General features: G+C 31.7%; 10 protein-coding genes. 1 reads left to right on the top strand and 9 read right to left on the bottom strand.

Features of this window, described 5'->3' with window-relative positions; all coding sequences use genetic code 11:
• Positions 1-11: 11 nt before the first annotated feature.
• The 5 genes from C661_RS23790 to C661_RS24070 form a co-directional block, all read right to left on the bottom strand.
• Entirely contained in the window at positions 12-176 is a 165-nt protein-coding gene (locus tag C661_RS23790) for a hypothetical protein (protein ID WP_017416889.1), read from the bottom strand.
• Positions 177-518: 342 nt separating this feature from the next.
• The gene (locus C661_RS0118810; protein ID WP_017416888.1) at positions 519-1,085 is read right to left on the bottom strand and encodes a hypothetical protein; all 567 of its coding nucleotides are present in this window, start codon (positions 1,083-1,085) and stop codon (positions 519-521) included.
• Positions 1,086-1,219: 134 nt separating this feature from the next.
• The gene (locus C661_RS0118805) at positions 1,220-1,654 is read right to left on the bottom strand and encodes an N-acetyltransferase (protein WP_017416887.1); all 435 of its coding nucleotides are present in this window, start codon (positions 1,652-1,654) and stop codon (positions 1,220-1,222) included.
• Between the two features lie 190 nt (positions 1,655-1,844).
• The gene (locus C661_RS0118800; RefSeq protein ID WP_017416886.1) at positions 1,845-3,752 is read right to left on the bottom strand and encodes an endonuclease MutS2; all 1,908 of its coding nucleotides are present in this window, start codon (positions 3,750-3,752) and stop codon (positions 1,845-1,847) included.
• A 387-nt stretch (positions 3,753-4,139) separates the two neighbouring features.
• Positions 4,140-4,274, bottom strand: a complete 135-nt coding sequence (locus tag C661_RS24070; protein WP_100218838.1) for an SHOCT domain-containing protein — start codon at positions 4,272-4,274, stop codon at positions 4,140-4,142.
• Between the two features lie 153 nt (positions 4,275-4,427).
• On the opposite strand from C661_RS24070, the gene C661_RS0118795 reads away from it, so the two are divergent.
• Positions 4,428-5,510: a GIY-YIG nuclease family protein gene (locus C661_RS0118795; RefSeq protein WP_041877766.1), complete on the top strand. Its 1,083-nt coding sequence runs from the start codon at positions 4,428-4,430 to the stop codon at positions 5,508-5,510.
• Between the two features lie 97 nt (positions 5,511-5,607).
• Here C661_RS0118795 and gltX read toward each other — a convergent pair whose 3' ends face one another.
• From gltX to C661_RS0118775, 4 genes are all read right to left on the bottom strand, one after another.
• Complete coding sequence (gene gltX, locus C661_RS0118790; protein ID WP_017416884.1) at positions 5,608-7,266, bottom strand: glutamate--tRNA ligase; 1,659 nt, start codon at positions 7,264-7,266, stop codon at positions 5,608-5,610.
• Between the two features lie 628 nt (positions 7,267-7,894).
• Positions 7,895-9,100, bottom strand: a complete 1,206-nt coding sequence (locus C661_RS0118785) for a TraB/GumN family protein (RefSeq protein WP_157785710.1) — start codon at positions 9,098-9,100, stop codon at positions 7,895-7,897.
• A 273-nt stretch (positions 9,101-9,373) separates the two neighbouring features.
• Positions 9,374-9,715 carry a hydrogenase maturation nickel metallochaperone HypA/HybF gene (locus C661_RS0118780; protein WP_017416882.1) on the bottom strand — a complete coding sequence of 114 codons (342 nt, stop codon included), beginning with the start codon at positions 9,713-9,715 and terminating at the stop codon, positions 9,374-9,376.
• A 27-nt stretch (positions 9,716-9,742) separates the two neighbouring features.
• Positions 9,743-12,433, bottom strand: coding sequence for an FAD-dependent oxidoreductase (locus C661_RS0118775; RefSeq protein ID WP_017416881.1), 2,691 nt, complete (start codon positions 12,431-12,433; stop codon positions 9,743-9,745).
• Positions 12,434-12,441: the final 8 nt, after the last annotated feature.

Raw genomic sequence — 12,441 nt, 5'->3', positions numbered from 1 at the left:
AGTCTTTTCCCTTACTCAGTAATATACTTTGAAATATCTAAACCATATTCCTCTGATAAATTAAGAAGTTTATCCTCATCCGCATTTTCAATTATTATAACTAGAAGTGTAATTCCTGATGCTTTTGCCTTATTTAACAAGTCTTTTCTTAGTTTCTTATAATCCACCCTTCTCATTATACCCCTCCTATTAACTATTTTCACAAAATCCTAACATACTTATCCCTAGGTTGAACATAAGTTATCTCATAAAATAATATTGTGGAAAAATATTATTAACTATTTAAAAAGATATTTCTATCTCCTTCGTAAGCAAATAGGTGTTATATAAGTATGAGGCTAAAAGTGAAATTATACTAATTAACTTACAATGCAATTTAAAGTAATTTCGGCAAAATTCTTATTGCTGATTATGAGCTATATTTTAGTCCTTCTTATGGTATGCTTACTGATAGATTATGAGTCACTTCTTAAATTTATATAGATAGAAAATAATTAATATGAGTTTTTAGATTTTAGTTAGGGTCTCATAAAGAAACTAAAAGCTTCTTTAGTAAAACCATTTGCTTCACCTACATTCTTGATATTACTAATATGATAAATTTTGTTATCATAGTCCTTTGCTTGGTTGTCAACTATATAAGCGAAGTCATAATTTCCTTTTTCCACCCATCCCATAAAAATATAAGTATGAGTTGGAATACCCTCTTTATTTCCATCGGCATCTGTAGTAAAACCAATATCACCTGGTTGTAAATTCTTATAATCAGTATCTTTCTTCCAGCCCATTTGATTTAGCTTTTTTAAAATTTGGGATGTATTAGCTGTATCCTTGGATATTTGGACATCATTTCTTCTTAAAACCTCTGATAAAAAATATACACAGGTATTTGCTGACTTACCTCCATTTAGGTCAATAGCTGCCTCATATACCTCTATTCGATTTTGCTTATCCATCATATAGGAATAAATTTTCCCCCTTAGATCCCCTTGTTGTGACTTATTATTTAACATTGTCTCATAGATAGTTACAATGGCAACTAACATAATCAACACAGTAATTATTGCAAGATTTACCTTCTTCATTAAAACCCACCCTTGTTAAATTATTTTATATATATAATTATAAAAGAGTGGTTTTAAGAATTAGTTATCATATTTCTTAAATATTTCTTAAGAAATCAAAATAAGATTTTTAAAAACCTAATTTCATATTCCTGCTATTTTTGAAAACACATAATATATTCAGGTCTCTTAGTTTCTTCATTTATGGTTTCACTTTCAACTATGAATCCAGCCTTTTTATAAAACTCTACAGATTTATAGTTTTCCTTATAAACTGCCAAATTAATCTTTGAATAAATGGATTTTACATAATCAATTAACTTAGTTCCTATCCCTTTACCTTGACAATTTACATGAACAAACACCGCTCCAATAAAATCTCCGCCTATGACACTTATGAAACCCTGTATTTGTCCCTGCTCTAAATAAACATAGGTTTCAGCCATGGGAATGTATTTTTCTTTTACAACATTATAACTATTTAACCAATAATCCTCTGAAATAAAATTATGAGCCTTAATGGTAGCCTCTTTCCAAATATCCATTATCTTATTGATTTCATCGTCATTTATAGCTAATTTTTTAATCATAATAATATTCCTCTCAACTAACTTTTTATATCAACTGCTCCAAACAGCTTATTACCAATACAAAACCTTTAAATTATTGTACTAAGCATTTCTACTTCTTTAAGATTAACCTCATCTATACTTTACGTTTTACTCCATTGAATATTCAATGAAATATAAATCTCCCTTAGTAGACAAATAAACTTAATTTTTAAGATTTTCTATTGTTTCTCATTTCCTTTTGAATAAGCTTAAGAGCTTTCTTAGAACCTCTTTCTATATCCCTTTCAAGCTTTCTTTCTTTATAACTTACAAACAAGGTATTCAGATCGTATCCCTCTGGATATAGTTCTTCGGCCTTTAAGTCTAGCTTAAGTCTCTTTATATTAACTTCAACAAAGCTATCTTTGTATAACACCTTAATATTATTAAATCTATCCACTGATTCATAAACAATGCCATAATCGCTATGATCTATAAGAAAAACTTTATCTCCAGTTTTAAACTCATAGCCTTCCTTGTTACTTATTACTTCCTCTTCCTTTTTCTTTTTAACTTTGCTGTCCTTTATTAAATCTAAGTTGTAACTTTTATTTTCAATATATTGCCTTGCTCTTTCAAGAATAGACTCTTTTATACCCATTTTCTTAGATATCCAAAGAGCATTACTTTCTCCTGATTTTCCTATAATTAATTTATATAAGGGTTCTAAGGTATCACTTTTAAACTGCATAGCAGCATTTTCAAAATCATTATGACTCTCAGAGAAATTTTTAATCTCACCATAATGGGTAGTTGCCATGATTATACACCCTTTATGATAAAATTCTTCCAAAATAGCAATAGCTAGACCTGCCCCTTCATTTGGTTCAGTTCCACTTCCTATTTCATCACAAAGGATTAAAGTAGACCTATTACTGCAATTAATAATATCTGCCAAGTTCTTAATATGAGAAGAAAAGGTACTAAGGGAGTTCTCTATACTTTGATCATCTCCAATATCCACAAAAACCTTCTCAAAAACAGACATCTCTGTTCCATCTTTAGCTGAAATATGAAACCCTGACTGCACAGCTAAAGTTAAAAGTCCAACGGTTTTTAAGGCAACAGTTTTTCCCCCAGCATTAGGTCCTGTTATTATTAAAGCCCTGTAATCTACTCCAATTCTAAAATCTAAAGGCACTATATCTCCTTTTAATAGAGGATGCTTTCCTTTAACAAGATCTATATATCCGTAGTCATTAAGCTTAGGCTTTATTCCCTGAATCTCTCTACTATATTTAGCTTTAGCAAAAATCATATCATATTCTGCCATTACCTCAATATTAATTTTTATTGCCCTTATATTATCAAAAATCAAGCCTGTTAAATAAGATAATATCTTATACTCTTCTAGCGCTTCCTCGGATTTTAGTTCTACTAATTCCAAAGTATTTTTTGATATAATACTTGGCTCAATAAACACTGTAGACCCCTTAGAGGAGGTTTCTACAATTGTTCCTGTTACATAATTTTTATAAGCGGACTTTATAGGAATTGTATATCTGTCTTTTCTCTTGCTAATGAAAAAATCTTGTATATAAGTTTTATTGTTGCTACTTTTCAAAAAGTTCTCTAGCTTTTCTTGTATCTTCCCTTCAGTTACTTCTATATGCCTACGAATTTTTTTCAGTTCTTTACTGGCATTAGAATCTACTACACTACCTCTTATTGCAAACTCAATTTCTTCTTCTACAGACTTAAATTCCGTAATAGAATCTCCATATGCACTTAAGGTAGGAGCATAAAATTCTTTTCCCTTCATAAATTCCTTAATTTTTCTACAGCCTCTTAGGAAATTACAAAGAGTGGTCAATGCTTCAGGCTCTAAAATTGCTCCTTTTTCCATACTATCTATAATATTTGTTATATTAAATACTCCCTCTAATGGAATATGACTAACAGTATCTAGAATCACCCGCCCTTCAGTTGTTTCATTAAGTCTTTGATCCACAACCTTCAAACTTGTGCTTGGTTCAAGCTTATCTATTAAGTCTTTTCCTAACCCACTTACACAATAGGACTTTACTACTTCCTTCAATTCCATATATTGTAACTTATTAAATGTATTTGTATTCATTTTCTTATCTCCTCATGTAAAATTTTCTTTTCTTTTTACTTCATGAAGATACTATCCCTATAGATAGATTTCATCTATTAATATTCCCAAAAAACAAAAAAGCTGTGGATACCACCACAGCTAAAAATACGTAACTTCATAAAAGGTAGAATAAACTACCCTTTCTTAATATACAGCACTTCGTGGATTGTATCTTCATAGATTTTACTAAATAACCCCATGACAAACAAAGGTATAAAATACCCCTTTTTGAAAGACTTATTTAGTTATAAAATTTTATCTATTTAGATACTAACACGCTCATAAAGCACCTCATTTATTTTTAATGAAACCTATCATTATCATCTTATTACATAGGACTATAAATTGTCAACTACTCTATAGAATTTAACAGCTAGGAGTGTATCTGGAAATTAATGCAACTTTCTTCTTATCAAATTCTTCTTGAGTTATTGCTCTCATGTCTAAAAGCTGCTTAAACTTTAATATTTCATCAGCCACACTGAATGTAATTTTACTCAAAGTAAATTTTGGTAAATATTATAATCCATTGAAGTTAATTTTATGTAATGCTACTATAATTACAGGTGTAGATGCTACCCATAATCTTGTTTATGCTTTATCTTTAATTTTATTATTTTGTTAAAATTCTATGTATATAGAAAGGATATTTTTATGACGCTAAAGGAAAAGGTTAAAAATCTTCCCAGTTGCCCTGGAGTATATCTAATGAAGGATTCCTTGGGCACTATAATTTATGTGGGAAAATCTAAAAATTTAAAAAACAGAGTTAGATCATACTTTTACAAATCAAAGCATTCCTCTTCAAAACTAGAAAAACTTGTGCAAAATCTAAAAGACCTTGATTATATAGTTACAGATACAGAATTTGAAGCCTTTATGTTGGAATGCCAATTAATCAAAAAGTTGAAACCTGCCTATAATAAGCTGATGAAAAATCCTTTAGCTTATACATATATAAAAATAACTATGGACGAGAGTTATCCAAAGATAGAAGTAACGAATAATAATGATGAAAATCCTAGAAATCTTTACTTTGGACCCTATGCAACAAAAGGTATTATAGAAAACGCTTTAGAATGTATAAAGGAGTTTTATAAAATAAATTGTAGTAATCCTACTAAAAAAAATTCTACCTGCCTTAATCACTCCCTAGGACTTTGCCTTGGTATGTGTACGGGTAGTAGAGCTAAAGCTCAGTATAACAACATAATTAAAAAAATCATTGGATTCCTAAATGGCCTTGATAATACTTTGATCTTAGAACTTGATGAAGCAATGAATAAAGCATCAGAGGAGTTCAACTTCGAAGCTGCTGCAAAATACAGGGATTGTATAGAAGCAATAAAATCTCTCATGAACAAAGAAAAGGTTATAGATTTTACAAAGGCAAATAATAATATCCTGATGCTTGAGTCACTTAAAGAAAACTGTATTAAGGCTTTCTATATTAAAGGAAATAAAGTTATCTTCAGTAAGAAATATACTTTTTATAGCCTTAGCAAAGAATTAATTCAAGTATTAAAAAATGATATTCTTATTAACTTTAATACTGATGTTCTTAGTTCTTCTATTAAAGTAACTAGAGATGATATTGATGAGGCTCAAATTATTTATAGCTATTTAAGGACTAGCAATTGCAAGTATATAATAATTCCTGATGAACATCTTAAATCCATCAATAGTACAAAAATAGATGAAGCTATTGAATTACATCTACAAAAATCCATGTCATAAATATGTAAATAAATATTGTTCTATTGTTATAAATATATATTTATAACAATAGAACAATATATAGTATTTATGCGGGTTTCAGCCCTTAACCTTACTATTATTCTTCTAAAAACTTATTGAATCTACTTCTAACTTTAGCTTCACCCATTATTTGCATCACTGTGTAAAGATCTGGAGCATTAACTCTGTGGGTTAATGCTGTTCTTATAGTTGCTGCCACCTCTGCTATCATACCCTTAAAGTTTTCAGGATTAGCTTTAAATTCTTTTCTATTGGCAGTATAACCAAGGGTTCTACCTATGGCCTTCAACTCCTCAAACCATTCCTCTTTATTTGAATTGAAATTATAAATCTTTGAATAAGTCGCTACAATTCTCTTGGCTTCTTCAAAACTCATCTTGGTTGGAATTTCTATAGCTTCTTTCTCTTCTCTATTAAACAATTCATCAAAGAAATAAAATATCTTTTCTCTAACCTCAGACCACTTCGCATAGTCCTTCCTTGGATTTAATCCCTCTTTGTCAATGTTAAATATAGCTTTACTTAGAGCCTCATTGGAAGTAACAAGACTATACATCTCATTATCATAGTCTTTAGCCCAACATATATATTTATTATATACAACCTCTGCCTTCATTCTAGCTATAACCTCTTTAGAAACATCATTAAGCTTAATTAAATCAAATAAGGCTCCACTTTTACTCATCTTCTCCAGTTCCACCTTAAACCTAGAGCTATCCTCATGAGGATTATCAACTCTCCATTGTTCAAAATCAGAATTAATTATGTTTAACAAGTATTCAGTAACTGACTCCACTGGATATCCCATTTCGTGATAATATGAAACAGCAGCCTCTAAATCCTTCCTCTTAGACAACTTCCTTTTAGAATCTCCGTCTATTTTCATAATAGTTGGAGTGTGGGCATACTTTGGAATCTGAAACCCTAAAACCTTAAAAAGTTGAACATGAATTGGGGCTGAGGATAGCCATTCTTCTCCTCTAATAACATGAGTAGTGCCCATTAAGTGATCATCCACAGCATGTGCTAAATGATAAGTTGGTAGTCCATCTCCTTTTATTAGAACTATATCTTGAATATTTTCTGGAAAGGTAACAATCCCTTTTATCAAATCATGAATTTCTACTTTTCCTTCTGGATGTCCTGGTGATTTTAATCTAATTATGTACTCCTCACCACTTTCAATTCTTTTAATTGCTTCTTCAGTTGATATGTTTCTACACTTTGCATACTGTCCATAGTATCCTGGAGTTATCTTTTCTTTAATCTGTCTTTCCCTAAGTTCTCCTAGCTCTTCAGCAGTACAAAAGCAAGGATATGCTAAACCCTTGTTGATTAAATCATATACAAAAGTCTTATATATTTCTTCTCTCTCACTTTGTCTATAAGGTCCATAAGCACCTTTTGATTCATGCCTTGACACCATTCCCTCATGAAAGTTTAGTCCAAACTTATGCATGGTTTCTATAGTATCCTCAACAGCCCCTTCTATTTCTCTTTTCTGGTCTGTATCCTCAACTCTAATGTAAAAAACCCCATCACTTTGACTCGCTAATCTTTCATCAATTATTGCAGAAAACACACTGCCAATGTGCTGAAACCCTGTTGGACTTGGTGCATATCGAGTAACCCTAGCCCCTTCTGGCAAATTCCTCTTAGGGTACTTCTCAAAATAATACTCTGGATTCTTATCCATGTTTGGGTATATTAGCTTTGCTAATTTATCATAACTCATAACTTTCCTTCCCTTCTTTTTTATGATTTAAAACTAAAGTTCTAGCTTACACTATTTTTTCTCTTCATTATCTTAAGGTAATTAATAGAATAGCTAAAAAAACTGTTCCAAAATTACCTGCAAAGAAAATAGCCCTTCATCCAAATATCTTAGGACGAAAGGCTATTTTCCGCGTTACCACCTAAATTGGTTAAGTTTCCTTAACCCAACTTAATTATCTTTAAGGGAATTACCCCATAAATATACTACATCAAATTTGACTTTCTATTTATTGCTCCAAAGCTTCCTTCCACAGAGTTAAATTCTAAGTTCTCACCCTCCTTAGATCTCTATACCGTATCTTTTACTTGTTATTTATTTTCAGATACCTAAATTAACTTTCCATGTACTCTTCTTCTTCAACGCATATACAGTATTGTCTCAGTTTTAGAAATATGTGTAATATTATATATCTAATATCTATTATTGTAAAGGTGTTTTTATCAATATTCCTCATTAAGAGGCTCTGTTGCTTGAGAGTCTTTAATTACCACTACATACTGATAATAGTCTGTTGTAACTCCATCTGTGGGATTACCATCAGGAGTTAACTATATTAACTCCTCTTCTTTATAAATTTATACTATTCTTACTTATCTCTGGTATAAATTACATACTGGTAATTATCTGTTGTGTTTCCATTCATACCGCCAATTATATTTTTGGTAACTATGGTATCTTGAGACTTTCTATAAGGCGACCCTTTGCTATTTAGTTTAAATATTGAGAAATTACCATTTGCTAAATTATCAGCTTCGCTCATTAAGTCTGCACTATCAGAATAAATTATAGGTATGGATAATACTTTTAAATTACCTTTGTTTTCCATTATTTTTGCAAATGTAAAGAATGTTTTACCACTATCTAAGAAATCTTGTCTATAGATATGAAGTCTTCCAAACTGGCCATAGTATTTTCCCTTGGGATTTTCTTTATATATTCTCATAAAATTATCATAAATTAACTCATCTCTATTAACATCTTGAGTTTTTGCGTACTCAGCAGTATTAACCATGCTACTTATATTATTTTTAAACTCATTAAAATTTTCTCCAAAGAAAACTTTATAGAACTTATCATTATTGTTAAGATCTTCTTGCAAAGCTAACATGATATTAGGTACTTCATCCTCACTTGAAACTTCACCACTAAATAATGATTTAAGCTTTCTTAAATTCTCTTCTATTTCAGCTGGTGGTTCCTTAGTTGGAATTAAACTATTTAATACCTTTAAAGTGTAATCTGGTAAAAAATCCATATCAATACCAAAGGCTTGTATCTTTTTTTCCTCTGGTAAGGTCTTGTTATACTCATAAATTCCTTGCCAGAATTTATAATAATTCTCACCAGCATAGTCTGAATTCTTCTTCCTGACTACATTCACAGCTTCATTTAGAAGTTTTTCATCACCAGTTTCAAGGTATTTATTAAATTTAAAAACCACACTATATTGCAATTCACAAATTAAGTAGTTTACCCCTGAGGTTTTATTCAAATACTTTAACATCTCAAGACTTATTTTTTCATTTCCTAACTCGCCATGATATTCTCCTGTAAAAAATACATCATATTTTTTGCTGTCATCTATTAAGCTAAGTGTTGATGCTATTCCTTCTTCATTAAATTCTGCAGTTTTATAATTATCACTTAAATAATCTCCTGCAGTTTTGGTATTATTAGGATAAAGAAATATAAAATAACTCCCCCCCAAAATAAGCACTATACTTATGACAACAATTAACCACTTGTTTCTAGTATTAGTCTTATTAATAAGACTTACTTTTTGTTCCCCCATAAAAATCACTAATCCCTTCTTTAAATGTGAAATTATTCCACCATATTATTAATATTATATGGTAGTTTTTGAATAATATCAATCAATTTTGAGAATATTTAGTTTCTTGCGTTGAATTCATAATTAGTACATAATGATGAAACTATAATGTTTCAATTTAAATACTTTCACTCTTACCAGCTAATCTTTTTATTTTCTTTAATTGATATAAAAAGAGTGGCTAAATATTCTCTATTCTGCCACTCTTTTTACATTTATATGATTATACCCGTCTTAGCACGCTATGATTTCCTTTATCATAAATTCTTTGCCGCCTAACAGTTCAAAGCTACTACTTTGACACTTTGGGCATTCACTGTTGTTTTCAATAAGATTAAAAACTTTACTACACTCCTTGCAAATCCCATTGCCTGGTAGTATTTCAATTTTAAGTTTAGTATCTTGTAATAAGGTGCCATCAACCGCTGCAGGATAACAGGCTTCAACATATCTAGGAATCATGGATGATAATTCCCCAATTTGAAGAACTATAGTATCTATTTTACTTAACTCATTATTTCTTGCAAAATTTTCAACGGTTTTGATAACCTCAATAACCACTCCCAATTCATGCATGAAAACCATCCTCTCTTACTAAGTATTCTAATCCTTATTAAACATAGATTTTAAGAGTTTTACTGGTTTTTTTACTGCAATTCTAACCTTACGTTTTAAGGCATGCTTTACTACATTAGCCTTCATATCACTAAACTCAGGATTTTCTTTGTCATATCTTCTCACTAGTCTAATTGCATCATACTTACATCTGGTAGTACAAGCACCACAACCTACACAAAGGAATTCATCTACAATTGTTGCTCCACAACCAAGACAGCGTTCTGTTTCCTTCTTTACTTGCTCCTCTGTAAAGGTCTCTCTCAAATCATTGAAGGTTTCTTTAGATTTATCACCCTCAACATGGCTTACTTTTTCTCTTGAAATTCTATCATATCCTCCAAGATCAAGATTTTCTTTATCAAAGGCTCTATAATCTCTTTTGATACGTCCAATGGTTAAGCTTTGTCCTGGATGAACATAACGATGTATTGAAATCGCACCCTCTTTACCTAAAGCAATGGCGTCAATTGCAAATTTAGGTCCTGTCAATACATCTCCACCAGCAAACACATCTGGTTCTTCTGTTTGAAGAGTTAGAAGGTCTGCTTTAATTGTTTTATTTGGATTTAACTGTACTTTTGAGTTCTCAAGTAATCTGCCCCATTCAATACCTTGACCAACTGAAATAAGCACATGCTTTGCCTTAACTACCTTAGTGATTTTTTCATCATACTTAGGATTAAATCTTCTGTTTTCATCAAACACAGAAATACATTTTTGGAATTCTACTCCAACCACATGTCCATTTTCTATAATAATTCCTTTTGGTCCCCAAGAATTATTTATTATAATATCCTCAGCTAAAGCTTCATGAACTTCTTCTCCAAGAGCTGGCATTTCTTCTCTATTTTCTAAACAGTACATTTCCACCTTAGAAGATCCAATTCTAACTGCTGTTCTAGCAACGTCAATGGCAACATTGCCTCCTCCAATTACTATAGTTTCTCCTTCTACGTTTACTTCTTCTCCTAAATTTACCTTGCGTAAAAACTCTACACCGGTTATTACACCTTCTGCCTCTTCACCTTCAATACCAAGGTTTCTCCCCCCTTGAGCACCTATTGCTATATAAAAAGCCTCATAACCTTCTCTTCTCAAGTCACCTAGGCTTATATCTTTTCCAACTTCAATGCCTGTTTTAAATTCAACACCTAATTCTCTCAGAATCTGAATTTCCGCATTAACTACATCTTTTTCTAATCTAAAAGAAGGAATTCCTAGGGTAAGCATTCCACCAAGTGCCTTTTGTTTTTCAAAAACAGTTACCTTATAGCCGTCAATTGCAAGATAGAAAGCACATGAAAGTCCGGAAGGTCCAGCACCAACCACTGCAATTTTATTTCCATACTGATGTTTAAGTTTAGGTATATATCTTGTTTCTTTATTCAAATCCTGCTGTGCAATGAATTTCTTAATCTCATCGATAGCAATTGGATCATCAATATCTCCTCTAGTGCAAGCTGATTCGCATTTTCTTGGGCAAATACGTCCACAAACTGCTGGGAATGGATTTTCATGCTTAATTAATTCAAGAGCTTCAGTATACCTTCCTTGAGCTGCTAACTTAATGTACCCTTGGATACCAATGTGTGCAGGACACTCCGCTTTACATGGACTTGAACCAGTATCTACAACCACTTTTCTATTAGTACGATAATTTGGATTCCATTTGTCTTCACCCCACTCTGTATCATAAGGAAGTTCTCTTTTCCTTTCTATAATAGGTGTTTTAGTGCAAACCTTTTGTCCAAGCTTTAAGGCACCAGTTGGGCAATTTTCAACACATTCTCCGCAAGCAACACATTTCTCTTTATCTACTTGCGAAATATAATTTGAACGTACCATATCAGGATTAACAAACATGTTAGCAATTCTTAAAGCAAAACATGAACATCCACAGCAGTTACAAATAGCGTGAGTTTTTCCCGGACCATCTGTATTTGGAATACTATGCATTAGCCCATTTTCTTCTGCCTTTTTAATGATTTCAAAAGCCTCTTCACGAGTAATCTCTCTTCCTCTTCCCGTACGGATATAGTATTCAGCCGCATGACCTAACTGAATACACATGTCTTCCTTTAAATGCCCACAGCCTTCACCCATAACTTCTCTTGAGGTACGACAAGAACAATCAGAAACTGAGAAAATAGTATTTTCATTCAGGTATTTAGAAACTTCCTCATAGGAGGCTCTTCTAGTTTCTCCTGAAATAGATTGTTCTATAGGAATAACCCTCATAGGCCCTCCACCTACTGGAACATTCCCACTTGCCTTGGGACCTCTTAACTTTCCATAATCATCAAAAGCTTTACCTATTTGAGGATATTTCTTAACATTTTCTTTATTATTAACCATCATTTCCATATGACCTGGCACCCAAATCTCATGCCAATATTTATCAACACCATCTATTTTATTAACAAAAGCTGCTCCTGCCATAGCTAGTTCCCACAGTAACTTTTCAGTTTTATCTACTGGTTTACCACAAAGATCTGAAATCTCCTTTGCACTTAGTGGTTTACGTAACTCAAGATAAAGTGCTACATCTGCCATCTCTTCTGTTACAACGGGTTCTAAAATTTTATACTCTGGATCCTCTGGTTTTATTTCCGATTTTGACCCCATTTTTGTCCTGCTAATTTTATTAGCAAATTCTAATACTTTTTGATTTACCATTTATGATT

This window comes from Clostridium tunisiense TJ (genome assembly GCF_000300195.1).
GTDB classification, from domain to species: Bacteria; Bacillota; Clostridia; order Clostridiales; family Clostridiaceae; genus Clostridium_J; species Clostridium_J tunisiense.
This window is presented reverse-complemented; position numbering and strand designations above follow the sequence as displayed.